Annotated in this window: 20 protein-coding genes and 1 tRNA gene; 8 read left to right on the forward strand and 13 right to left on the reverse strand. The window is 70.8% G+C overall.

What is annotated here, in order from left to right:
• Positions 1 to 65 precede the first annotated feature (65 nt).
• The 3 genes from CIK71_RS15825 to CIK71_RS15835 form a co-directional block, all read right to left on the reverse strand.
• Entirely contained in the window at positions 66 to 1118 is a 1053-nt protein-coding gene (locus CIK71_RS15825) for a CobW family GTP-binding protein (RefSeq protein WP_241964242.1), read from the reverse strand.
• A 179-nt stretch (positions 1119 to 1297) separates the two neighbouring features.
• Positions 1298 to 2089, reverse strand: a complete 792-nt coding sequence (locus tag CIK71_RS15830) for a hypothetical protein (protein WP_096166669.1) — start codon at positions 2087 to 2089, stop codon at positions 1298 to 1300.
• Positions 2090 to 2347: 258 nt separating this feature from the next.
• Positions 2348 to 4633, reverse strand: coding sequence for an HAD-IB family hydrolase (locus tag CIK71_RS15835; RefSeq protein ID WP_096166648.1), 2286 nt, complete (start codon positions 4631 to 4633; stop codon positions 2348 to 2350).
• A 134-nt stretch (positions 4634 to 4767) separates the two neighbouring features.
• On the opposite strand from CIK71_RS15835, the gene CIK71_RS15840 reads away from it, so the two are divergent.
• From CIK71_RS15840 to CIK71_RS15870, 7 genes are all read left to right on the forward strand, one after another.
• A complete protein-coding gene (locus CIK71_RS15840) occupies positions 4768 to 5544 on the forward strand; it encodes an SDR family NAD(P)-dependent oxidoreductase (protein ID WP_096166649.1) in 777 nt (258 codons plus the stop codon).
• Between the two features lie 4 nt (positions 5545 to 5548).
• Entirely contained in the window at positions 5549 to 6505 is a 957-nt protein-coding gene (locus CIK71_RS15845) for a lysophospholipid acyltransferase family protein (protein ID WP_096166650.1), read from the forward strand.
• Positions 6502 to 8211 carry an FAD-binding oxidoreductase gene (locus tag CIK71_RS15850; RefSeq protein WP_096166651.1) on the forward strand — a complete coding sequence of 570 codons (1710 nt, stop codon included), beginning with the start codon at positions 6502 to 6504 and terminating at the stop codon, positions 8209 to 8211. Before CIK71_RS15845 ends, CIK71_RS15850 begins: the two co-directional genes overlap by 4 nt.
• A 122-nt stretch (positions 8212 to 8333) precedes the next feature.
• Entirely contained in the window at positions 8334 to 9056 is a 723-nt protein-coding gene (locus tag CIK71_RS15855) for a histidine phosphatase family protein (RefSeq protein ID WP_245857674.1), read from the forward strand.
• Entirely contained in the window at positions 9053 to 9469 is a 417-nt protein-coding gene (locus CIK71_RS15860) for a hypothetical protein (protein WP_096166671.1), read from the forward strand. Before CIK71_RS15855 ends, CIK71_RS15860 begins: the two co-directional genes overlap by 4 nt.
• A 527-nt stretch (positions 9470 to 9996) precedes the next feature.
• Complete coding sequence (locus tag CIK71_RS15865) at positions 9997 to 10770, forward strand: ThuA domain-containing protein (RefSeq protein WP_096166652.1); 774 nt, start codon at positions 9997 to 9999, stop codon at positions 10768 to 10770.
• Complete coding sequence (locus CIK71_RS15870; RefSeq protein ID WP_241964240.1) at positions 10760 to 11983, forward strand: Gfo/Idh/MocA family protein; 1224 nt, start codon at positions 10760 to 10762, stop codon at positions 11981 to 11983. Before CIK71_RS15865 ends, CIK71_RS15870 begins: the two co-directional genes overlap by 11 nt.
• A 357-nt stretch (positions 11984 to 12340) precedes the next feature.
• Here CIK71_RS15870 and CIK71_RS15875 read toward each other — a convergent pair.
• The 3 genes from CIK71_RS15875 to CIK71_RS15885 all read right to left on the reverse strand — a co-directional run bounded on the left by CIK71_RS15875 (position 12341) and on the right by CIK71_RS15885 (position 14419).
• A tRNA-Arg gene (locus CIK71_RS15875) sits at positions 12341 to 12413 on the reverse strand.
• Positions 12414 to 12522: 109 nt separating this feature from the next.
• Positions 12523 to 13608: an LppM family (lipo)protein gene (locus CIK71_RS15880; RefSeq protein ID WP_096166653.1), complete on the reverse strand. Its 1086-nt coding sequence runs from the start codon at positions 13606 to 13608 to the stop codon at positions 12523 to 12525.
• A gap of 268 nt (positions 13609 to 13876) precedes the next feature.
• Entirely contained in the window at positions 13877 to 14419 is a 543-nt protein-coding gene (locus CIK71_RS15885; RefSeq protein ID WP_096166654.1) for a cell division protein CrgA, read from the reverse strand.
• 115 nt (positions 14420 to 14534) lie between these two features.
• Here CIK71_RS15885 and CIK71_RS15890 point away from each other — a divergent pair, with 115 nt between their 5' ends.
• On the forward strand, positions 14535 to 15308 hold the full coding sequence (locus CIK71_RS15890) for a DUF881 domain-containing protein (RefSeq protein ID WP_096166655.1): 774 nt from the start codon (positions 14535 to 14537) through the stop codon (positions 15306 to 15308).
• A gap of 140 nt (positions 15309 to 15448) precedes the next feature.
• Here the strand turns inward: CIK71_RS15890 and CIK71_RS15895 are convergent, their stop codons facing one another.
• The 7 genes from CIK71_RS15895 to CIK71_RS15925 are packed head-to-tail and all read right to left on the reverse strand — an operon-like array spanning position 15449 to position 24609.
• Positions 15449 to 16162 (reverse strand): anthranilate synthase component II, encoded by a 714-nt coding sequence (locus CIK71_RS15895; RefSeq protein ID WP_096166656.1) that lies wholly within the window; start codon positions 16160 to 16162, stop codon positions 15449 to 15451.
• Positions 16155 to 18368, reverse strand: coding sequence for a Stk1 family PASTA domain-containing Ser/Thr kinase (pknB, locus tag CIK71_RS15900; RefSeq protein WP_096166657.1), 2214 nt, complete (start codon positions 18366 to 18368; stop codon positions 16155 to 16157). Before pknB ends, CIK71_RS15895 begins: the two co-directional genes overlap by 8 nt.
• Complete coding sequence (locus CIK71_RS15905; protein ID WP_096166658.1) at positions 18365 to 19864, reverse strand: serine/threonine-protein kinase; 1500 nt, start codon at positions 19862 to 19864, stop codon at positions 18365 to 18367. Before CIK71_RS15905 ends, pknB begins: the two co-directional genes overlap by 4 nt.
• Complete coding sequence (locus CIK71_RS15910) at positions 19861 to 21306, reverse strand: peptidoglycan D,D-transpeptidase FtsI family protein (protein WP_096166659.1); 1446 nt, start codon at positions 21304 to 21306, stop codon at positions 19861 to 19863. Before CIK71_RS15910 ends, CIK71_RS15905 begins: the two co-directional genes overlap by 4 nt.
• Positions 21303 to 22694, reverse strand: a complete 1392-nt coding sequence (locus CIK71_RS15915; RefSeq protein WP_096166660.1) for an FtsW/RodA/SpoVE family cell cycle protein — start codon at positions 22692 to 22694, stop codon at positions 21303 to 21305. The genes CIK71_RS15910 and CIK71_RS15915 overlap by 4 nt, the downstream gene beginning before the upstream one ends.
• On the reverse strand, positions 22694 to 24085 hold the full coding sequence (locus tag CIK71_RS15920) for a PP2C family protein-serine/threonine phosphatase (RefSeq protein ID WP_096166661.1): 1392 nt from the start codon (positions 24083 to 24085) through the stop codon (positions 22694 to 22696). Before CIK71_RS15920 ends, CIK71_RS15915 begins: the two co-directional genes overlap by 1 nt.
• On the reverse strand, positions 24082 to 24609 hold the full coding sequence (locus CIK71_RS15925) for an FHA domain-containing protein FhaB/FipA (protein ID WP_096166662.1): 528 nt from the start codon (positions 24607 to 24609) through the stop codon (positions 24082 to 24084). Before CIK71_RS15925 ends, CIK71_RS15920 begins: the two co-directional genes overlap by 4 nt.
• Between the last annotated feature and the right edge of the window lie 7 nt (positions 24610 to 24616).

Raw genomic sequence — 24616 nt, forward strand, 5'->3', positions numbered from 1 at the left:
ACGGTATCGACGTGGCCGCCAGGCGCGCCGGCGTCGCCGGGGCCGACGGTGTCGGCGGGTGCACGTCAGCCCCTCGAGCGGTCGCTGAGCCTCAGGCGACGGTCGAGCCGGCGCAGGCCGTCGGCCGTCGCCGTGCCTGATTCCCGCAGCGCAGCGGTCAGGCGGGAGTGCACGGACGTGGTGTCGAGGTGCGGCCCGATCGCCACCAGCCCGTCCTCTCCGCCCGGAGAGCAGGGGGCGAGGTGGAGGTGGCGGCCCACCAGCTGGGCCGCGCAGTGACGGTCGCCCTCGGGGGCCCGCACGGTGATCGTGCCCTTGAGCCGGTACACCCCGGCCGGCGGATCCTCGAGCAGGTCCAGCACCGCTCCCGGTTCCACGGGCCCGGCGGCGTGGACGGTCACGACGTCCGCATGGACGTGGTCGTGGTGCGCGCGCTCCTCGCGGTCCTGACGCGTGATCTCGGCGAGGGGGAGCTGGCCGTCGGGTTCCTCGCGGTGAGCGATGTCGGCCACGAGCGCGGGATCGATGGTGCCGTGGGGAGCCTCGAGGATAGGCGCCGCCGGTTGGCGCAGCCGGATCCGCGCAGTGATCTCCTCCACCCGTGAACGGTGCTGCTCCGGCGGGAGCAGCGCCGTCTTCGTGATCACCACCAGGGACGCGGCGGCGAAACGCGCCGGGGGCTCGCCCCGTGTCCCGCTGGGGCCGACGGGGTCCACCGTGTCGAGATACGAGCAGGCGTCGACCACCTCGATCACGCCGCCGGGCCGGATCCGGTGTGCGGAAGCCTCGCCGATCAGCCGCGCCACCGCCAGCGGCTCGGCGACCCCGCTCGCTTCGACCAGGATGGCGTCGAGCTGCAGGGAGGGATGCGAGAGCTTCTCCAGCGCTTCGTCGAGCCCGCCGCTGTCAGGGAGGCAGCACAGGCACCCTCCGGAGATCGATGCGGCCTCGTCGACCTGCCCCGTGATCAGCGCCGCATCGACGTCGATCGAACCGAAGTCGTTGATGACCACCCCGAAGCGCGCGCCGGGAGCGCGCAGCACCGAGTTCAGCACCGTGGTCTTGCCGGCGCCCAGATAGCCGGTCAGGGCGATGGTGGGGATCACGGTGGGACTCACTCCGATTCCTGCTGATTCCTGCTTGTTGAGAGTCGTTCGCAGTATAAGGGGCTTCCCGAGCGGGCGCGATCTGGGACCGGGAACGCCCCGCCGCCTCGGGCCGCTCGCGGGCGCCCCGCCCACCTCTGGGGCTCGCGAGTGCCCGGCCACCCCAGGCCACCAGCGAACCCCCACTCTCCTCAGGCCGCGGGGATCTCGAACTCGCCGCGGAACTCGGGGACGGTGGTGTCCTCGCCGAGCACCTTCATCTCGGGGCGCACATAGGCGCCGGTGAGGGTATCTCCGGTGGTCTCGACGTAGATCGGGATGTAGCCGGTGGCCTCGCCGTCGCGGCGCGGGGCGCCGTCGAAGTAGTCGTAGCCGGCAGCGGTCAGCTCGTCGTCGGCGCTCGCGGCGTAGTTGACCTCGTCGCCGTCGTCGTCGAGGACGAAGTCCGACTGGCTGACCACTCCGCCATACACCTCACCAGGGGTGATGGCGACCTCGAGGTAGATCATCTCGCCATCGGGGTTGTCCGACGCGGCGTAGTACTCGGTCGGATTGCCGCGCAGCGCGGACACGACGGTGATCACGTCTCCGGTCTCCTCGTCGGTGAACTCGGTGCCGATGTCCACCGCGGCGGGCTCCTGGTCGGAGTCGGCACCGTCCTCCGTGGAGGAGCCCGGGACGTCGGCGTCGGTGTCGGCGTCGGCCGCGTCCGAGTCGGCTGCCGCGCCGTTCTCGGCCTCCGAGCCCTCCGCCCCCGCCGCGTCAGCCTCCGCCGCCTCTGCGTCGTCCGCCTCTGCGTCGGCACGGTCGTCGGCCGCATCGTCAGCGGCGTCGGCGCCGGAATCCTGCTCCGGCGCCTGTTCGTCGGCCTGCCCGGTGGGTTCGCGCTCGGCGTCGCTGTCCTCGGCGCCGCCGCAGGCGGTCAGTGCGAGGAGGGTGATGGCGGCGAGCGAGGCGCCGCGGGCGATGATGGTCCTGGACATGATGATCCCCTCGGGTCGATGCGGGATCGCGTCCGTCGCCATCCCCCAGGTCGATCCGCTCCGTGCGATCCGCTCGTGCGGAGCTGCTTCTCGACCTGGCGTCGACACTAGGGAACTTCCTCACCAGGGGCGATGGGGACAACTCCCCACCGCCCGGGCCCCATGCTGCACTGCTGCACTGCTGCACTGCTGCAGTGCGCAGCTGCGCCGCTGTCCTGCTACGCAGCACTGCTGCGCTGCGGGGCCGATCTCAGGCGGTCACCACTCCAGGATCTGCCAGCGCTTCTTCTTCGCCACCGCGTACAGCCCGAGGTCCGGGGAAATCGCGGTGGGGGTGCCGACCAGATCGAGCCAGGCGGCGTCGGCGTGGGAATCGCCGTAGCCGAAGGACGCGGAGAGGTCGGCGCCGCGGGAGTCGGCGTACTTGCTCAGCCAGTTCGCGCGGGCCTCGTCGACCAGCGGGGGAGTGGCCAGGTAGCCGGTCATGACGCCGGAAGCGTCCTCGTCCATGTGCGTGGCCACGACTTCGTCGAACAGGTCCGACAGCGGCTGGACGAGCACGTCCAGCGCACCGGTGACGAGCACGGTCCGGTGGCCGGCGGCGCGGTGGCGCTCGATGACCTCGAGGGCCTCGGGGCGGATCGAGGAGCGGATTCGGCGCCCGGCCTCGCCCTGCATCACGGCGCGCAGCTCGTCGCTGCGGTAGCCCTTGTAGCGACGGTTGACCAGGCGGATCAGCTCGGAACGGTCCCGCTGATCGGCGCGCAGGTAGCCGGGCACCGAGGCGAGCAGGCCGCCGAGCTCGGCCGGCCAGGCGCGGCGGGGGCGGGTGGCCCGCACCGCGGAGAAGTACTGCTGGACCACGTTGGTCGCCAGCACCGTGCCGTCGAGGTCGAAGACCGCCAGCGCGTTCTCGTTCTGCTTGAGCTCCGGGGCGGGGCGCGAGGCGCGCTTGCGCTGGGCGGACTTCGCGCGGGAGTACGCCTTGGTGAGCTCGGTGATGGCCGGCAGATGCTGGTCCCCGAAGTACTCGCGCCAGTCGATCCCGGTGACATCGAAGTCGTGCTCGGCGAGGAACTCGGCCGGCAGCTCCTCGCGCAGTGCACGGGTGTTGGCGTCGTCGAAGACCATCTCGGTCTTCGTGTACTGGCGGTACAGCTCGATGTACATCCGCAGGGTGGTCAGCCCCGAGGTGGCCTTGTGCAGGCTGGAGGTCCATTCGCGGGTGCGCTTGGTGGCGGGGAGATAGGCCACGGCGGCCGAGCCGGCCTTCGTGGCGAGCTCCTTGGCCCGGAAGCGCTGCTCGACCATCTCCACGGCCGGGAAGCTCCACTCGGGGACCTCGATCGGCTTGCCGTTGTCGTCCTCGAGCGGATGCTTGACGAAGTACTCGCGCACCGCCGTGAACATCTCGTGGAAGGGCAGCGGGTTCGAGGCGCCGGAGACCACCTGGAAGTAGGCGTCGTCGCCGCGACGGGAGACGTCCTGGGTGGCGAGGGCGACGATCACGTTGACCACGAAGTCGACGGGGATGATGTCGAGGATCGAATCGGCGAGGCCGGGGAACTCGGGCAGCGCGCCGCGGCCGTAGGCCATGATCAGCGGGTCGGCGACCTTGTAGCCGTCGATCCAGCCGGGGAACGGATTGCGCACTGCGGATTCGATGATCGAGGGGCGCACGAAGGAGACGCGGTGGCCGTTGGCGGTCCACAGCTCCTCGGCGACCTGCTCGGCCATCGCCTTGGTGAAGGTGTAGATGTCGGTCCAGCCGACGGACTGGGCGCGCGTGCGGCCGAAGTCGACCAGACGCTCGTCGACCCAGGCGCGGCGGGCCTCCTCGGAGGCGTCGGCCACCGCCTTGGGGCCCATGCGGCCGTCGCGCAGCTTCGCGCTGCGGATCTGGGAGCGCAGGGTCTCGGGCCGACGGGACTCGGCCTCGACGCGGTCGCGGGCCTCGAGCGCGGCCTGGTACTCGGCGCGCCAGTCGACGTCGGTCTGCAGCGAGCCCTCCTGGCGCAGACCCTTGGCCATGCCGCCGACGTACGCGGTCGAGACGTGGATGACGTGCGGGTCCTGCCCGGAGGCGAGCAGCGCCTCGTACAGGTTCCGGGCGCCGCCGACGTTCGTGCGGAACGCCTCGTCGATCGGCGGGGCGAAGGAGACGGACGACGCCGAGTGGATCACGACGTCGTAGCGGTCCTCGAGGGCGGGCATGTCGGTGAGATCACCCTCGAGCACCCCCACGCGTGCGTCGAAGACGGCCTTCACGGCGGCCTTCCCGTCGCTGCCGTCGGCGCCGAGCGCGTCGGCCCAGGAGGAGAAGATCGGCTTGCGCAGCAGCTGCTCGAGGCGCTTGCGCCCGCTCAGGGAGCCCTTGGGGCGCACGACGGCGGTGACATGGGTGCTGTCGGTGGTCTCCAGCAGGGAGCGCAGCACCGCCTGTCCCAGGAAGCCCGTGACGCCTGTCAGCAGGATCCGTCGGTCACCCTCTCGGCTTCCGCCGGTGGTGGCGGCCTGGTCGGCGGGCGGTGTGCTGTGCGACATGGGATCCCTCTGTGGACGGGTACGGCGGGAAGCTGGAGGACGGTGGCCGCTGTGGCGCTGGACGAGCCCCTGGGGTGCCTCACCTGGGGTCTTCTCCGCGCTGGTCAGGGCGGCGCTAGTGTATCGTAGCCGCCATGCATAGGGCCCTGATCACCGGTGGCACCGCGGGCATCGGGGCCGCTTTCGCGAGAGCCTTCGCCGGCCGCGGAACCTCCCTCGTACTGGTCGCACGCGATGCCACCCGCTTGGACGATGCTGCGTCGCAGCTCCGCCGCACCTACGGCGTCGAGGTCGAGACGATGGTCGCCGATCTCGCCGATCGCGCTGCCCAGGAGCGGGTCGCGCAACGGCTGGAGACCGCGACCGATCCGGTCGACGTCTTCATCAACAACGCCGGCTTCTCGGTGCGCGCGAGCCTCCTGGACGAGGACATCACCCCTCATGACCTCGGTTTCGAGGTGATGATCCGCGCCGTCCTCAAGCTCGGCGGTGCGGCAGGTCGCGGCATGCGTGAGCGCGGTCGCGGCTGGATCGTCAATGTCGGCTCCGTGAGCGCACTGGTGACGCAGAACAACTACTCGGCCATCAAGGCGTGGGTGGGCAACTACTCGGAATCCCTCGGCGTGCAGCTCGCCGGCACCGGCGTGCAGGTGACGGCGCTCATGCCCGGGTGGGTGCGCACCGAGTTCCACGACCGCGCCGGCATCAAGGGCTCCTCGATCCCGGGCGTGCTCTGGCTCGATGCGGACCGCCTGGTCTCCGAGTGCCTGCGCGACGTGGCCCGCGGCAAGCCGGTCTCCATCCCGTCCAAGCGCTGGAGGCTGATCTCCGCTGTGCTCAGGGCCACCCCGCGTGGGATCGTGGCCAGGTTGAGCGCCCTGCTCAGCCATCGCCGCAGCCGGGAGAAGTGATCGCATGAGTCCGCAGAACGCCGCGCACGGTCAGGCAGATCCCTCGGAGCCCGTCGGCTCCTCGGGGTCCACGGACTCCTCCGGACCTGCGGACGCCACGACGCGTCGCACGTCGTCCGGCGACCGCAAACAGGCCGGCGATCGCAAGCAGCCTGGTGACCGCAAGCAGTCCGCAGACCGCAAGGAGCCCAGCGCGGGCCGCCGCCTGATGGCATCGCTCTCCGCCCGTTCGCGCGGCGAGGGCTGGGAGAAGCCCACCGGTGAGCTGGCCAAGTACCGCTCGCAGTGGCGCGCGGCCGCCCGGTTCGTGCTGCAGCGCGTGCTGTTCCGCGCCGTCGTGAACTCCGCGGTCACCCCGCAGGTCGACGTGCATCGCCGCGTGAGGAGCATCCGCGGCCCGTTCGTGCTGGTCGCCAACCACACCAGCCATGTCGACGGTCCGCTGCTGGCGATGAGCCTGCCGTGGACCCAGGCGAAGTACCTGTGCACGGGCACCGCCGCCGACTACTGGTTCGACCACTGGTACCGCCGGATCTTCGTGCGCACCATGATGAACGCCTTCCCGATCGATCGCGGCGGCAGCCGCAAGCACTCCGGGACCTCGCGCCGCCTGCTGCGCTCCGGGGTGCCGATCCTGGTGTTCCCCGAAGGCTCCCGCCAGACGACGGGCCACATGACGGACTTCAAGCCGGGCGCCGCGGCGCTCGCGATCGGGGTCGGCGTCCCCGTGGTGCCGGCGGCGATCATCGGCGGCTACGAGGCGATGCCCAAGGGGCGCTACTGGCCCGAGAAGGGTCGCCCCCCGGTCGCGGTCGTGTTCGGGGAGCCGATGATCTCCGAGGAGAACGAGTCCGCGGTCGACTTCTCCGCCCGCATCCAGCAGCGGGTCAAGAACCTGTACGACGAGAATCACGACGAGGTCCTGGGAGCAGATCCCCGGGGCGAGGAGGAAACCGCATGAGCGAACGGCTGAGCGCCCGCGAGGTCAAGCGGCACAAGTGGTGGGGCTGGGGGCTGGACGATGTCAGCTTCCGCTACGACAACAAGCCGGCCTTCGCCCCGCTGGCGAAGAACAAGGTGGGCGTCGACCTGGCCTCGAAGGCGATCCCCGTCGAGCCGGAGCTGTCGGATCACGAGGTGCCCGCGAGCCGGCTGCCCGCCGACGTCCGCGCTCTGCTGACCGGCGTGGTCGGCGAGGAGAACGTGCTGGATGACGACGAGTACCGCGTCGTGCACTCCTTCGGCCGTTCCCTGCCGGACCTGTTCCGCGTGCGCGCCGGCGACTTCGAGCGCCTGGTCGACGCGGTCGTCTACCCGGTCTCCGAGGACGAGGTCACCCGGATCCTGCAGATCGTGCTCGAGAAGGATCTCGTGCTGATCCCCTACGGCGGCGGGTCCTGCATCTCCGGCTCCGTGACTCCCGCGGTCGACGAGAAGCGTCCCGTGATCACCCTGAACCTCGGGCGTCTGCGCGAGGTCATCGAGATCGACGACACCGCAGGCCTCGCTCGCGTGGAGGCCGGCGTCTACGGCCCGGACCTCGAGGAGCAGCTCAACGCCCTGGGCTGGACCGTCGGCCACTTCCCGGACTCGTTCACCTACTCCACCGTCGGCGGCTGGGCCGCGACCCGCTCCTCGGGCATGCAGTCCGACAAGTACGGGGACATCGAGGACATCGTGCGCGGGCTGCGCATGGTCCACCCCGACGGCGTGGCCGTCACCAAGGCGATCCCGGGCCGCGACTCGGGCCCCAGCGTGCACGAGATGATCCTGGGCAGCGAGGGTCGCCTCGGCGTGATCACCGAGGTCACCGTGCAGGTGCACCGCGTCGCCCCGGTGCGCCAGGTGATCGCCTACATGTACCCCGATTGGGAGCACGGCGTGCGCGGCATCCACGCGATCGCCCGCTCCACCGACGTCGCGCCCACGTTCACCCGGCTCTCCGACGGACCCGAGACCGAGTTCAGCCTCGCGATGGTCAAGGAGCCCAGCTCCACCAAGGGCAAGGTGGCCGCGAAGGTGCAGGACGGCCTGTTCGCCTACCTGCGCTCGAAGGGCTGGGACACGACCAACGAGATGTCGATCTCCTACGTGTGCTTCGAGGGCTCCAAGGAGAGCGTCGAGCAGCAGAAGTCGATCGTGAAGAAGATCGTGAAGAACGCCGGCGGCATCACCCTCGGGGCGGGCCCAGGCGCGATCTACGACCAGAAGAAGTTCGACACCCCCTACCTGCGCGACTTCCTGCTGAACTACCAGGTGTTCGGCGACGTCTGCGATACGGGCGCCACCTGGTCGAACATCAACGAGGTCCACTCGACGGTGTACGACGCGTTCTACGCGGTGCAGAAGGCCCAGGGGCTGCCGGGCTTCATGTTCTGCCACATGTCGCACAGCTACCACTCGGGTGCGTGCCTCTACTTCACCTTCGCCTTCCCGTACTCCTCGGACGAGCAGGCGCTGGAGCAGTACTACGCGGCCAAGAACGCCGTGCAGCAGGTCTTCGTGGACCTCGGTTCGACGGTCAGCCACCACCACGCCGTGGGCACGGAGCACCAGCCGTGGATCACGGAGGACATCGGCGAGGTCGGCGAGCGCATGGTCAAGGGCCTGTTCGCCGACAACGACCCGGGCCGGAACCTCAACCCCGGCAAGGTCACCACACCCTGAGCACGACAGCCTGATTCGGACGACCCGAATCGGACGGACTGATCAGGATGACCCGACGCCGCGAACCGGGAGCGTGCCGCACTGCGGTGCGCTCCCGGTTCCCTCTCCCGGCAGGAGGAGCGATGACGCACGACCACCGCACCACGGCCACCACGGGCACGATGGGCACCACGGGTGCCGACGACGGTCCGGCCGACATCTGGGTGCTGCGCCACGGCGAGTCCACCGCGAACGTCGACGGGGTGATCGTCTCGATGCCGGGCCCGCGCGCCCTGACCGAGGTGGGGCTGACGCCTCGTGGCCGGGAGCAGGCCCGCGATGCGGCGCGCTCGGCGCGCGCGCAGGGCTTGGACGCTGACACGCTCGTGGTCTCCAGCGACTTCGCCCGAGCCCTCCAGACCGCCGAGGAGTTCGCCGGCGTGCTCGGTGCGCGCCCTCCGCGCTGCGACCCGCGACTGCGCGAACGTCGTTTCGGGCTCCATGACGAAGGGCCCGCGAGCGCATACGACCAGGTGTGGGAGGCGGACCGCGCACGCGGCGAGCAGAGCGAGGGCGTCGAGCTCGTCGAGGACGTCGCAGCCCGGGTCGGGCAGCTGCTCACGGGGATCGATGAGTCGGCCCCCGGGGTGCCCGTGGTGCTGGTCGCACACGGGGACGTGCTGCAGATTGCGCTCGCCGTCGGTGCGGAGGCCGACCCTCATGACCACCGCGAGGTCCCCCATCTGGGCAATGCGGTGATGCGGCGCCTCGGCAGCGGTCGCGGCCGCGGCAGTGGTCACGGTGCTGGCAGCGGGCCCGCCCGCGACGCCGGGTGCGGCGGCGACGGCTCGCGGGCCGCTCGATGAGCACGTCAGGTCCCGGCGGGGTCGAGCTGGTCATTGCGGGCGACCCCGCCGCTGCTCGGGCGCTGGTCGAGGAGTTCTTCGTCGGGCGCGGCTGGAGACCGCGTGAGCGCGGCGTGGGACGCGTCGACTTCGAGTGCGGCAGCCGTCGCCGCACCATCCTGCTCGGCGGCCTCGCCGGGAAGGCATTCCACCTGACGGCTCGGATCGAGATCCGCGATGCGGGTCGTGACGGTGTGCCCCGCAGCGCGGACCGCACCGCCGTGATCCGCTACCGATGGGAAGCCGACGACGGCCGGGCCCTCGGCGGGACCCTGGGACGTGCCCGTGCGGCTCGTGCCCATGCGGAGACCGCCACCGCGCTCGAGGAGCAGCTTCGCGCGCGCGGCCACCTCGTGCGCGCCCGCCGCGCTTGAGCCATGCCTCGTCGGGCACCTCGCCCGGAACGGAGGCATGGGCGTGGCCGACGCCGAGAACGCGCGTGGAGCGTGGGAACGGAGCACGGGGAAGGTGCGCGATGGGCGCCGCGATCAGGCGGCGAGGCCGGCAGTGAACAGCGAGGCCGAGAGGTTCCCGCGCCATTGAGGGAACCTGTCGACGACCATAGCCCGCTACCAATGAGTAATGAGTCACAGGTCGATCACGGTCCATGGCGTCGGCTCCAATAGGGGCACGCGGCTTCGACACGGGACAGGACCCGGGACCGAGATGTCCGGTCGCGCCCCCTTCATCGGCGCGGTTCCCGCCCTCTCGTGGTGTCTCCGCCCGTCCTCTTGTGGCGGCTCTGCCCGTCCCCTCGTGGTGGCTCTGCCCGCCCTCTCGTCGGATCCGTTCCGGCGCGTCGTGGACGTGGCGCTTCCCTCGTGGGAATGCGCCCCTACGATGGACGGACCGCGCTGAGGGGGCACACCCTCGGCGCCCCGTCACATCACAGAGGATTGCAATGACACTGCGCATCGCCGTGTTCGGCGAGAACCGGCACGAGAAGTTCGATCCGAAGGTCCAGGAGGTCTACCCCGAGGGCATGCATACCGTCATCGCGGACGGTCTGCGCGAGGTGCTCGCGGCCGACGGCGTCGACGCCGAGGTGAGGATCGCCCTGTTGGACGACATCGACGAGAGCCTCTCCGAGGAGGCTCTCGCCGAGACCGACGTGCTCACCTGGTGGGGGCACATGGCCCACGAGGACGTCCCGGACGAGGTCGTCGCCCGGGTGGTGCGCCGAGTCCACGAGGGCATGGGCCTGATCCCGTTGCACTCGGCCCACTACTCCAAGCCCTTCAAGGCGCTCATGGGCACCACCTGCTCGCTGCTGTGGCGCAACGAGGGCGAGGAGGAGCGGGTGTGGACCGTGAACGGTTCCCACCCGATCGCCCGCGGCGTTCCGCACCCCATCGTCATCCCTGCCCAGGAGATGTACGGCGAGATGTTCGACATCCCCGCGCCCGACGAGCTCGTCTTCGTCTCCTCCTTCACCGGGGGAGAGGTGTTCCGCTCCGGCGCCGCCTTCCGCCGTGGCAAGGGCAAGGTCTTCTACTTCAGCCCCGGCGACCAGGAGTACCCCGTCTACTACCAGAGCGAGATCCAGCGGGTGCTGGCCAACGCCGTGGTCTGGGCCCGCCCCGAGGAGCGCCCGTCGGCCCCGATCAAGATCGCCAACGCTCCGCGCGACTGGTTCCGTGCCGACGATCCCGAGGGGACTGCGCGTGTCATCTGACCTCGACATCACCGCCGGTCACGGCACGGACACCTCCGCAGCGCCCACTCTCGCGCCCCATCTGACCGGGTTCCCCCGGCTGCCGTCGGACCGCCCTGCACGGGTCGTGGTCGTCGGCGCCGGCGGGATGGGCAGCTGGTGGTCGCGGGAGGTCGTCGCGAGCGGCGTCGCCGAGCTGGTCGGTGTCGCGGATCTGGTCGAGGGCGCCCCCCAGCGCGTCATCGCGCAGTCGGGCGTCGCGGATCCGTCCACGGTCGCCGCCGGCACCGACGGGGTCGAACTGGCTCTCGAGGTCGGCGCCGATCTGCTGATCGATCCCACGGTCCCGGTCGCCCACCACCCGGTCACGGTCAAGGCCCTGCACGCGGGGATCCCCGTGCTCGGGGAGAAGCCGGTCACGGAGACCCTGCCCGAGGCGATCAGCCTGCTCGCGCATACCCAGCTGACCGGGGTGCCGTTCATGGTCTCCCAGTCCCGACGGTTCTTCCGTCAGGTGCGCCAGCTGCGCAGCTTCGTCGCCGCGAACGGACCGACGGTGCTCACCAGCGCATTCTTCTCACTGTTCACCGAGATGGAGGGGTATCGGCGCACCCAGCAGCACCCGCTCCTGCGGGACATGGGCATCCACGCCTTCGACACCGCCCGCTACATCATGGATGCGGATCCGATCGCCGTGACCGCTCAGGGCGCGCAGCCGGAGTGGAGCGTGTACGAGCACGACGCCACGGTGACCGCGACCTTCGAGATGTCCGACGGGTCGTTGTTCGTCTACAACGGGACCTGGAACGCTCGCGGCCTGCCCACCTACTGGAACAGCGAATGGCGCATCGGCGCCCAGCTGGGTTCGGCGACCTGGGACGGCAAGGGCGTCCCGGTGCTCGGCACCGAGGACGAGGAGGAGACGGCCCGGCTGCAGGCCGCTGTCGACGCCGAGTCCGACGAGGAGCCCGATCAGATCGCGGCCTCGCTCATCGAATGCGTCAGCGCCCTGCGCGAGGGCCGCACGCCGATGTGCGAGGTGCACGAGAACCTGCTCAGCTTCGCGATGGTGGAGGCCGCTGTCGCCTCCGTGGAGCGCGGAGGCCGCATCGAGATCGACGAGCTGCTCGAGCAGGCCCGGGTGGACGCGATCGCCGCGGAGGCCGACTCCGAGGCACGCGATCTCATGCAGTCCTGGGGCTCCGTGCGCGAGGTGCTCGCCGCAGCGCGGTGAACAGTGCGCTGGGCTCTGGGATCTGTGGTGGCCTCCGGGCGCTGAGCCCGCTGCCGGCATGCGATCCGGGCCGTACGGCCTGACGCGTCGAACAGCCCCTGCTGTTCGACGCGTCCGGCCGTACGCCGGTGCTTCGCGCACCGCGCCGCAGCCAGCGTTGCGTGCCTGGCGCCGCGTCGTGCGCTGCGTGCCTGGCACCGCATCCTGCGCTGCGTGCCCGGTGCCGCATGCCCAGCGCTGTACGCCGGGCACCGCACGCCTTGCGGTTCGATCCGAACCGTGGTCAGACCGTGTTCGCACAGACGGAAAAGACCCCCACTGCGGAGTGCTTCCGCTGGTGGGGGTCTTTCTCTGAAGTGCGCCCGGAGGGATTCGAACCCCCAACCTTCTGATCCGTAGTCAGATGCTCTATCCGTTAAGCTACGGGCGCTTGTCAGCTGAACTGACCTGAGTAACTCTAATCGACGCTCCAGATCGGCGCCAATCCTGGGGCCATGACGCTGCTCACACAGCCCCAGGATCGGCGGACGACCCCCGGATCACCAGCCGGGATTCTGCGGTGGCTGGTTACCGTCCTGCGGATTCTGCTGATCCCCGCCCGGCTGCTGCGGCGAGGGCTGGCCCCACTGCTGCCCGTCCTGCGGAGCGGCGGGGGGCGGCGAGGCCTGGCCCCACTGCGGGGCTTCCGGTGCCGCGGGAGGCGTGCCCTGCGGGCCCCACTGGGGTGCGGCGAACGCGCCGCCCTGCTGGTCGCCCTGCGGGGCCGCGGGGGAGCCCTGCGGGCCCCACTGCGGGCCGCCCTGCGGAGTCGCGGGAGGAGCACTGCTCGGGGAGGTCCCGAACGGCGAGGCGGCCGCGCCTGCAACGCCCGCGCCGGCGGCGCCCGCCGCACCATAGGCCGCCGGAGCGCCCGGTCCGTTGGGGCCCGAGCCGTTGTTCTTCTGGCGCCGCGCACGGACCAGGAAGAAGATGACCGCGGCGATCGCGAGCAGCAGGAAGAAGCCGATCACCAGCACGACGATGATCACGACGAGCCACGGGAAGCCGTTGGCCTCGGCGGTGATGTCCACGCCGTTGGAGAAGTCCGCGAGGTCAGTGTAGGTGACGGTGCTGCCGTCGATCTCGCCGCCCTGGGAGGAGATGATCTTGCCCGGGAACGTGAAGGAGACCTGGAAGTCGAAGTCGGACATGTCGATGCCGTACAGCGACTCCATCATGTCGAGGTCGGACTGGGTGATGCCCTCGGAGCCCAGGTCCATCGTCAGGTGGTACTCGCCGTCCTGCTCGGTCAGGTCCAGCCCCTCGCCGAAGTCCGCGCGGTCGCTGACGCCGGAGATGCGGCATCCCCAGGTGGAGCCGTCCTCATAGGCCTCGACGGGGGCGGACAGCACCTCGTCGTCCATGCCCCCCGTGAGGTCGTCGCACATCGCCTGGGGAGAGTCGAAGCTCTGCCCCATCTCGTCGAGGAAACTGCTCTCGATCGCGAGATCCATGCTGATCTCGAGAGTGTCGACGTCCTTGATCTCGAAATCGGCGGAAAGGCGACCGCAGCCGGCGAGAAGCAGGACGAACGGCAGCAGCACCAGCGCTGCGATCCGTTTCCTGCGTGACGTGATCGTGTCCATTGTGGCCCCCGTGGAATCAGTCCGACGTCGACTGCCCGGGTGGTGGTCGACCCGGTCAGGCTACCGGGGAACTCCCAGGATTGCGCTGGGGAGAAGTCCCCATCGCCGGTTCGAGACTGAACCGTAGCCGGGGCGGCCCGGAATGGCCCTTCCCGGACGCTCTGCGCAGCACCCGGGGCGCGGCCGCAGCACCGGGAGGCACGTCGGCCGCACCTGGGGGCGTGGGCGCAGCACCGGCATGCGTCTCGGTCCTGCCACGCGCCGTGGACTACTTCCAGAACATCAGCATGCCGCCGCCCACGAGCATGAGCCCGAAGCCGGCAGCCAGGTTCCAGTCGCCGATCGGCAGCGGCAGCTGACCGGCCGAGAGGTAGAAGGTGACCAGGTAGAGGAGGCCCAGGACGAGGAACACGACGGCAGTGGGGGCGAGCCAGGCCGGATTCGGCGCCACGGCGGCGACCCGACGGCGTCCGGTGCGCGCGGATTCCGCGGCGGCGGCCTTCTTCGGGGAGGACGTGCGCGACGCATCCTTCGCCTTCTGCGTGACCTCGCTGCCTGAGGGGGTCGCCGCGCTCGAGCCCTTCTGACGGGACTTCTTCACGGGGTCCTTGCCGGCGGCGAGGGACGACGCTCCGTCCTTCGAGCCCTTCGAGCCCTTCGAGCCCTTCGAGTCCTTCGCGCCGTCGGACTGCTCGTCGGCCGACGATGCGCCGTCAGCGGAGTCGAGGCCGTCGAGGTCGTCCGTCCCGGGCGCATCGGCCTTTGCGGTCGACTTCGCGCGTGCAGACGCCTTCTTCCTGCTCGTGGCCATGAAACGGTGCTCCCTCGAGGCGGCCTCTCGCGCGGGCGTGCCGCACGGGTCCGCGGATGCGGACCGTGCCCTAGGGTAATGCTCGTCGGCTGAGCACGCGAAGCAAGGAGGGGCCATGGGGGTGGACACTGCGGCGAGCCCGGACCCCGAGGAGCGGTCGACACCCTGCCGGGGCGCGACCGGCCGGCGCGGACAGCGCGTCGGCCTCGCTCTGGTGATGGTGCTGTGCGGCGTGCTGTTCACGACCACTGCTCGGATCTCCGGCGGCGGCTCGATCCGCGACGAGAGCGGCGACGTGGCCGGGGTGCTGCGCGAACGCGGGCGCACGATCGAGCAGCTCACGGACGATGCCGAGGAGAAGCGTGCCGCGATCGACGAGCTGTCCGCGGGCGAGGCCGGAGGCGATCTCCGCGCCCAGGAGCGCACTGCGCAGGTCGCCTCGGCCGTCGGTCTGGACGAGGTCAGCGGTCCTGCTCTGCGGATCACCCTCACCGACGCCCCCTCCAGCACGTTGGGCTCGATCGACGGGGTCGAACCCGATGACCTCGTCGTCCACCAGCAGGACATGGAGGCGTACATCAATGCGCTCTGGGCCGGCGGAGCCGAGGCGATGATGCTGCAGGACCAGCGCGTGGTGAACGGCAGCGCCTTCCGCTGCGCCGGCAACACGCTTCTGCTCGAGGGCCGCGTCTACTCCCCGCCCTTCACCATCACGGTGATCGGCCCGACCGACCAGATGCTCGCCGAGCTCGACGCCACCGCGGGGGTCCAGGTCTATCGGGAATGGGTGGACTACGTGCGCCTCGGTGAGCGCATCGAGACCCTTGACGAGGTCACCCTTCCCGCCTTCACCGGCTCCCTGACCCTCGACAGCGCGACGGCCGGCTGACGCGGGCTTCCCCCGCGGCGCCCACGACGGTCGGGATCGCGCAGGAGAGCGCGGGACCGGTCGGGATCACGCGCGGGCGTGACCACGCGGGACATCACGCGCGGCCGGGATCATGCGGGACCACGCGCGACCGGCCGGGATCAGCCTGCGGTCATGAGGGGCTTGAGCCCCTCGGCGCGCTCGGCGGCGTCGCGCCCGTCGCACAGCTCGAGGAAGCTCGCGAGCAGCAGGTGGCCGTTCTCGGTGAGCACCGATTCCGGGTGGAACTGCACGCCGTGCAGAGGCAGCCGGCGATGCTCCAGCCCCATCACCATGCCGTCGGCCGTGCGGGCGGTGACCGTGAGGACGTCCGGGATGGTGTCCGGGTCCACGGAGAGCGAGTGGTAGCGCGTCGCGATCATCGGGGAGGGCGCGCAGGCGAACACACTGCGCCCGTCATGGGTCAGCTCGCTGGTGCGCCCGTGCATGAGCTGCGGCGAGTGCTCCACGGTGGCTCCGAAGAAGTGGCCGAGCGCCTGGTGGCCGAGGCACACGCCGAGCATCGGTGTCGCGCTGTCGGCGCAGGCCCCGATCACGTCGAGCGACCGGCCCGCGGTCACGGGGTTGCCGGGCCCGGGGGAGACCAGCACCCCGTCGAACCCGGTGAGGTCCACGGCGCCGTCCTCCAGGGCCGGCACGTCGTCGTTGCGCACCACGACGGTGGACGCACCCAGCTGCTGCAGGTACCCGACGATCGTGTAGACGAAGCTGTCGTAGTTGTCGATCACGAGGATGCGCGCGTCTTCGCCCGGATGCTGCTCCACAGCCGGTGACCCGGCCGCCGTCGTCGTGTCCGCGTGCGTCGCCTCAGTCATCTTCAGCGCCCCTGCCTTTCCCGGCGCCTTCAGCGTTCCCGTTTGCGTTGTCGTCCCCGGAGTCGTCGTCGGTGGGATCGTCCGTGGGTTCCTCGGAATCGCTCGAGGAGGGATCGTCGGTCGGGGTATCGCTGGTCGGATCCTCGGTGGGCGTCTCGCTCGGCTCCTCCGTGGGTGTCGTGGGCGACGGGGACGGCGTCTCCTTCGGACCGCTGGAGACGATGATCAGCACCGTGGAGCCGCGCTCGACGGACTCGTTCGCCCCGGGTTCGGTGCGGATCACCTGGCCCTCGGGCACGGAGTCGGAGTCCTCCTCCGTCTGCTCGGTGCCGAAGCCGGCATCGCTGAGGGTCTTCTGTGCATCGGCGAGGGACTGGCCGGTGACGTTCGGGACCGTCACCGGTCCCGGCGCGGCAGCGATCACGAGGTCCACCCGCGAGCCGAAGGGCGCGGGGCTGTTGGCCGCCTTCGGGGTCTGCGAGAGCACGGTGCCGGGATCGGCTTCCGCGTCCTCCTTCTCCGAGGCGTCGGGCACCTCGAAGCCGCGGGCCTCGAGGGTCTCCTTGGCCTTGTCGAACTGGACGCCCTCGACGTCGGGGACCTCGACGTCGCCGGAGGCGAGGTTCACGACCACCTCGGAGCCCTTGTCCACCGCTGCCCCGCTCTGCGGATCGGTGCTGGTGACGGTGTTCTGCTCCTGGGCGGCGTCCTCCGTATCGCCCTCGGCCATCACCAGGCCGGCGTCCTCGATCGCTGTCTGGGCCTCCTCGCGCGTCATCCCCTTCAGGTCCTCAGGGACCGTCACGCTCTCCGGACCGGCGGAGACGTTCACCGTCACGGTGGAGCCGACGGCGACCTCGTCCCCCTCTCCCGGATCGGTGTCGATCACGAGGCCCTTGTCGACCTCCTGGGACTGCACCGTCTCGAACGTCGGGTCCAGGCCCACGTCGGACAGGATCGACCTCGCCTCGTCCTCGGTCTGGCCGGCGACGGTCGGGACCGGCACCATCTCGGGGCCGCGATCGAACGGCTTGAAGATGGCGATCGCGGCGACGGCCAGGGCCAGGACGGCGAGGATCACGAGGATGATCAGCCACCACGGCCGCTTGCGCCGGGGCTCCTCCTCGACCTCGCCGGGGGAGTGCGGGGACATGCCGGGGGACACGGACGGATTCTGACCGGTCCTCCAGTTCGCGGCAGCCATCCCGGCACCGGCGCCACCGACTCCCGCGGCGGCGAGGGCGGGCAGCGCCTCGGTGGCGTCGTCCATGGGGCTCAGCACCGTCGTGGGGGCGGTGTCCGTGCCCGGGGCGCCCACCGGCTCGGCCCCGGCGACCAGGGCGGGAGCACGGCCGCCGACCACGGCGGCGATGTCGCGCGAGAAGGCGACGGCGCTCGGGTAGCGCTGCTCGCGGTCCTTGGCCAGGCCCGTGAGGATCACGGCGTCCAGCGCCGGGGTGATCGCGGGGTTGTAGGCCGACGGGGGCTGCGGGTGCTCGCGCACGTGCTGGTACGCGATGGAGACGGGGGTGTCGCCGGTGAACGGCGGGCGGCCCGTCATCATCTCGTACATCACGCAGGCCGCGGAGTAGATGTCGGAGCGGGCGTCGACCAGCTGGCCGCGCGCCTGCTCGGGGGAGAGGTACTGGGCGGTGCCCATCACGGCCTGGGTCGCGGTCATCGCGCTGGTGGCGTCGGCGACGGCCCGGGCGATCCCGAAGTCCATGACCTTGACCGCGCCGCTGTCGTTGATCATGACGTTGCCGGGCTTGATGTCGCGATGGACGATGCCGGCCCGGTGGGAGTACTCCAGCGCGCTCAGCAGCGCGGCCATGATCTCGCCGGCCTGGTGGATGTCCATCGGGCGCTCGGGATCGATGTGCTCGCGCAGGGTGTCGCCGTGCACGTACTCCATCACGATGTACGGGATGGTGACTTCCGCCCCGGTGAGGGTGGTCTGCTTCTCCTCGCCGGTGTCGTACACGGCGACGATGGAGGGATGGTTCAAGGAGGCGGCGCTGTGCGCCTCACGGCGGAACCGCTCCTGGAAGTTGGCGTCACGGGCCAGGTCCGAGCGCAGAACCTTCACGGCGACCGTGCGGTGCAGGCGGGAGTCCTCCGCGAGGAACACCTCCGCCATGCCGCCGGTCCCGAGGACCTTGCCCAGGGTGTAACGACCCCCCAGGACGACCTTCTCTTCGCTCACTGAACACCTGTCCTCGGGCCGTGGCCGACACCGACCGATTCGATCATCGTACGTGTTGACGCCGTCTCCTCCGAGCCGAGGTGATCAACGCCCAGCGCCCCGAGGGGGAGCCATCCCAGGCCCCCCGCGACCGCGACCGCGATGGCCACGACCAGGAGGACCACCACGATGAATCCGGGCACGGAGAGCGGGCCGACGCGGCGTCCCGTCGTGGTGCCGCGCACCGTGCGCTCCGAGGCGGCGGTGTCGACGTCGCCGAAGGGACGCCGCTCGCCGAGCGCGCGATCCGGGCTCCCGGCCGCGGTCCGCCCGTCGGCCGCCGCGCCGCCGGAGGGCGTCGTCCGGGGCGTCCGGGCCGAGCGGGGAGCGGGGGCCGGGGACGCCGCGGACCGGGCGGAGGCCGCGGAGAGCACGGACCTTGCGGAGGACGCGGACAGGCCCGACGACGCCGAGGGGCCGGACGTCGCCGACGCTCCCGAGCGGTGACGGACGCCCCGACCACGGCCCGACAGCGGCAGCGGCATGGCGGCCGTGCGGGTGCCCGTCGGCGAGGCGCCGGGCCCGGCGACGGGACCCGTGGAGCCGGGCGGGCGCACAGCGTTCTCGCCCGTCCAGTCATGGTCCTCGACACGGGTGACGGGGATCGCGCCGGTGGTGAAGCGGGGCTCGACCCCGCGCTGGATGGCCTCGAGGATCCTCGACACCGCCGCCGCCGAGCGGGGACGGTTCGCCGGGGCCTTCGCGAGGGTCATCATCACCAGGGTCCGCAGGTCGGCGTTGATGGCCTCGGGGAGCTCGGGCGGCTGCTGCTTGACCTGCGCCATCGCGATCTCGACCTGGCTGGAGCCGGTGAAGGGACGGTGTCCCACGAGCATCTCGTAGGCCACGATCCCGAGCGCATAGATGTCCGAGAGCGACGTGGCCTGCTTGCCCATCGCCTGCTCGGGGGAGAGGTACTGGGCGGTGCCCATCACCAGCCCCGTTTTCGTGAGCCGAGCCTGGTCCTTGCTGCGGGCGATCCCGAAGTCGGTGATCTTCATCGACCAGTCGTCGCCCTCGTCGACGAGCACGTTCTCCGGCTTCACGTCACGGTGCACCACCCCCTTGGAATGGGCGGCGTCCAGCGCACGGGCCAGCTCGATGAGCACCGAGACGATCCGCTTCTCGGGCAGACCGCCGGGGTTCTCCTCGATGATGTCCGAGAGCGGCCTGCCGGGGCAGAGCTCCATGACGATGTACGCCCGGCCGTCGATCTCGCCGTAGTCGTACAGCGCGGCGATGGCATCGTGCGAGAGCGCGGCGGTATGGCGGGCCTCCGCGCGGAAGCGCTTGAGGAAGCCCTCGTCCCCCGCGTACTCCTCGCGCAGCACCTTGACCGCGACGTCGCGGTCCAGCTCCTGGTCGCGACCCTTCCAGACCTGTCCCATGCCGCCAGTGGCGATCAGGGACGTCAGCTCATAGCGTCCTTCGAGGACGAGCCCCGCCTCGGTCTTCATCGGTCGATCACCGCCTTCATCACGTCCCGGGCGATCGGTGCCGCGGTGCGCGACCCGTATCCGCCCTCTTCGACCACGACCGCGACCGCGATCTTCTGATCGTCCTTCTGCCCGTACCCGACGTACCAGGAGTGCGCCGCACGGTCCTCGCCCCACTCGGCGGTGCCGGTCTTGCCACCCACCTCGACGCCGTCGATCGCCGCGGCGGTGCCGGTGCCGTTCTCCACGACGCCCACCATCATCTGGCGCATCTGCGCCGCATTGGAGGCGCTCAGCGGCTGGCCGAGCTCCTTCGGCGAGAGCTCGGAGACCGTCGAGAGGTCGCTCGTGCGGACCGCGCCCACCAGCTGCGGCTCCATCACCACGCCGTCGTTCGCGAACGCTCCGGCCACCATCGCCATCTGCAGCGGGCTCACGCGGTCCTCGTACTGCCCGATCGACGTGGTCGCGAGCTGCGCGTCGTCGAGATCAGAGCCGATGGTGGACGGGGTGACCGCGAGCGGGATCTCCAGGCGCTGGCCGAATCCGAACTCCTCGGCGGTGGCGGTGAGATCGTCCTCGCCCACGGCAATCCCGAGCTCGGCGAAGGAGGTGTTGCAGGACTGCCGCAGCGCCTCGGCGAGCGTGGATTCGTCGTCCGGCCCGCAGGGCTCGGTGCGGCCGCCGGAGAAGTTGTTCATCACCGACGACGAGTTCGGCAGCTCGAAGCTGCCGGGCCCGGGGATCACGGAATCGGAGGTGTACTCGCCCGATTCGAGGGCGGCCGAGGCCACCACCAGCTTGAACGCCGAGCCGGGTGGGTACAGGTCGCCTCCGATGGCGCGGTTGGTCAGCGGGCGCTCGGGATCATCGTTCAGCGCCGACCAGGACTGCTGGGCCGCGCCGGTGTCGTGGGTGGCCAGATCGTTGGGGTCGTAGCTGGGCGCGGACACCATCGCGAGGACGGCCCCGGTCTCCGGATCCAGCGCCACCGCTGCGCCGCGCTTGCCGTCCAGGGCGTCCCAGGCGGCCTTCTGCGCCCCGGAGTCCAGCGTGAGCTCGACGGTCGCGCCGCGGCCCTGCTTGCCCGAGAGGATGTCGGAGATGCGGTGGTAGAACAGCGCGTCGGCCTCGCCCGAGAGGGTGTCGTTCAGCGAGCGCTCGATGCCGGAGAACCCGTAGACCACCGAGTAGTAGCCGGTGACCGGGGCATACATCGCGCCGGGGTCGTAGCCGCGCAGGAACCCGTAGGTGTCCTCCGAGGCGGTGGAGCTCGCGATCGCCTCGCCGTCCACCACGATCGGGCCGCGGTGGCGTCCGTACTCGTTGTAGGTGGTGCGCAGGTTCTGGCCGTGGGCGTTGAGCCGACCCTGGGCGACGACCTGGAAGTAGGTGGTCGAGGTGAACAGCAGCACGAAGAGCACGCTGACCACGAGCCATACGTGTCGCAGGGGCTTGTTCATGCCATCACCTCCGGGGAGGTGCGCGCAGCGGGAGCGGCGCCCGGGCCGTCGACCTGGCGGGCGGCGGGCCGACGGGCGGCGTCCGAGAGCCGCACCAGGATTCCGGCGATGATCCAGTTGCACACCAGCGAGCTGCCCCCGGCCGCCAGGAACGGCAGGGTCAGGCCCGTCAGAGGGATCACCCGGGTGACGCCGCCGACGACGACGAACACCTGCAGGGCCATCGCGAAGCCGAGCCCTCCGGCCAGCAGTGTGCCGAAGCCGTCCGAGATGCCGACCGCCGCGCGGATCGCGCGCTGGACGAGCAGCAGGTACAGCAGCAGCAGGGCGAAGGCGCCGACCATGCCGAGCTCCTCCGCGAAGGAGGTGAAGATGAAGTCGGATTCGGCGTGCGGGACCACGTCCGGGCGGCCCTCGCCGAGGCCCGCCCCGGTGATGCCCCCGTTGGCGAGACCGAACAGGCCCTGGTTGATCTGCTCGCAGCCGCCGTAGTTCGCGCCCGAGAGCGGATCCAGCCAGCAGGTGATGCGCGTGCGCACGTGGCTCATCTGGGTGGCCGCGAACACGGCGGGCGGCAGGAACATGACCGCGCCGATCACGAGCCAGCTCAGCCGGTCGGTGGCGACGTAGAGCATCACCACGAACAGGCCGAAGAACATCAGCGAGGTGCCCAGGTCCGTCTGGAAGACGAGTACGGCCATCGCGAAGCCCCAGGCCACGAGGATCGGACCGAAGTCGGACCACCGCGGCAGATGGATGCCGAGCACCTTGGGGCCGGCCAGGGCCAGGGTGTCGCGGCGCGAGACCAGGTAGCCGGCGAAGAAGAGCGCGAAGGCGATCTTGGCGAGTTCGGCGGGCTGGAAGCTGTTGCCGGCGATGGAGATCCAGATGCGCGAGCCGTTGCGGGAGTCGCCGATGCCCGGCAGCAGGGGCAGGAGCAGCAGCACGCCGCCGGCGACGGCGCTGATCCAGGTGTAGCGGCGCAGGTGCCGGTGATCGCGCAGGAGGACGATCACGGCCACGCACAGTCCGACGCCCAGGACCGCCCACAGCATCTGCCGCTCCGCGGTCGCCGAGCTGCGCAGCCCGTAGATCTGGTTCGCGGCGTGCACGCTCTTGATCAGGGCCATGCCCAGCAGGTTCAGCAGCACCACCAGCGGCAGGATCACCGGATCCGTGTACGGGGCGCGCCACATGACCGCGACCTGCAGGACCACGGCGAGCAGAGCCGCGCCGATCCCGTACTCGAGCAGGTTCGGCGGGAGCTCGTCGAAACGGCCGAGCCCGACCAGGGCGTAGGAGCCCACGCCGATCAGCACCGCGAAGGCCAGCAGCACGGCGTGCATCAGCCGGCGGGGTCGTGCGGTGTAGGAGACGATCGTGGCCACTACGACTCCTCGCCCTCGGTGGGCTGGACGGCGTCGTCGTCGGACCGGTCCGGGAGGGAGCGGCTGCCGGTGGGCATCTCGGTCAGGCCTCCGCCGCCGTCGGACGCCTCGCCGCCGCCGTCGGAGACCTCGCCCCCGCCGTCGGACGGTGCCGGGGTGGGCAGCAGCGGCTGATTGGCGTCCGCCGCCTGCTGGAGGCGCTCGATGATCTGGTCCGCGCTCTCGCGGTCACCGGCGGTGATGGTGTTGCCGACCTGCTCCTGGGTGATCTCCGGGAGGTCGTCCAGGGCGATGTCGGTGACCTCGATCGGCTCCGAGAGGGAGATCGGCCCGAGATCCTGGGACAGGCCCTGGTACAGCACGACGTTCGTGCCGTCGGAGGCGACATAGTACTGGCGCTGCGACCAGGCGTATCCGGCCCACAGCACGCCGCCCAGCACGGCGACCAGCAGGAACACGGCGACCAGTGCGGGCCAGGGGCTGCGGCGCGGGGGCTCGTCCTCGGAGAAGTCGTCGTCCTCGTAGGGGACCTCGGGCTCCTCGCGGGTGAGGGCGGCGGCCTTCGCGGCCGGGCCGGAGGCGCTCGTGGGCTGGTGGCGCGTGCGGGCGGCCGATCCCACGATCTGCGGCGCGGTGGAGGGGGCCTCCTCGGTGCGGGGCAGGTCGTCGAGCTCGATGACGTCGGCGATGAGGCAGGTGATGTTGTCCGGCCCGCCGCCCTTGAGCGCGAGCTGGATCAGCTCGTCGGCGCATTCGCCCGGGTCCTCGAAGGCCTTCAGGGTCGCGTCGATCGTGTCGAGCGAGACCAGGCCCGACAGGCCGTCCGAGCAGAGCATCCAGCGGTCGCCGGGATGCGCGGGGCGCAGGGAGAGGTCCAGCTCGGGGTCGGCGTCGACGTCGCCGAGCACGCGCATCAGCACGGAGCGCTGGGGGTGGCGCTCGGCCTCCTCCTCGGTGAGGCGCCCTTCGTCCAGCAGCCGCTGCACGAAGGTGTGGTCCTTGGTGACCTGGAAGGTCTCGTCGTTGCGCAGCAGGTAGGCGCGGGAATCGCCGATGTGGGCGAGGGCGAACTTGCCTTCGGCGCGCAGCATCGCGGTGATCGTGGTGCCCAGGCCCCGCAGCTGCGGTTCGTCGCGGGCACGGCGCAGGATCTCCTGGTTGGCCTCGAGCACCGCCTCCTCGAGGGTGGCGACGATGTCCGAGGCCGGGGTCTCCGAATCCAACCGGGCCAGGCGGCCGATCGCGACCGAGGAGGCCACGTCGCCGCCGGCGTGCCCGCCCATGCCGTCGGCGACCACCAGCAGATGGCTGCCGGCATAGCCGGAGTCCTGATTGTTGGAGCGGACCAGGCCGACGTCGGACCGGGCGGCGTATCGCAGGGCGACGCTCATCGCGGACCTCGTCTCAGCTCGATCTCGGTGCGGCCGATCCGCACCTGGGCACCGGGACGGAACGGCACGGCGCCCTCGATGCGGCGACCGGACAGCAGCGTGCCGTTGGTCGACCCCAGGTCCTCGACCATCCACTCGCCCTCGCGCTCGAACACGCGGGCATGCCGGTTCGACGCGTAGTCGTCGTCGAGCACCAGGGTGCATTCCGGGGCGCGGCCGATGAGGATCGGGGTGGATCCCAGCGTCAGCGAGGTGCCCCGCAGGGGCCCGGCGGTGACCACCATGGCGGTCGCGGTGACCTCCGGGTCGGTGCGCATCGCGGCCGGATCGCCACCGTCCGGGGCTCCGGCCCCGCCGACCGGGCCGGAGGCGGGGCGCTGCTCGCGCCGCGGATCACGGCTCGAACGGGTCACCACGGTGGTCCCGAACAGGTCGTTGCGCAGCACGAGCACCACGACGATCACGAACACCCACAGCGCCAGGACGAAGCCCAGACGGAGGGCGACCAGGGTCAGTTCACTCATCGGGCGC

This window comes from Brachybacterium alimentarium (assembly GCF_002332425.1).
In the GTDB taxonomy this organism is placed as follows: domain Bacteria; phylum Actinomycetota; class Actinomycetes; order Actinomycetales; family Dermabacteraceae; genus Brachybacterium; species Brachybacterium alimentarium.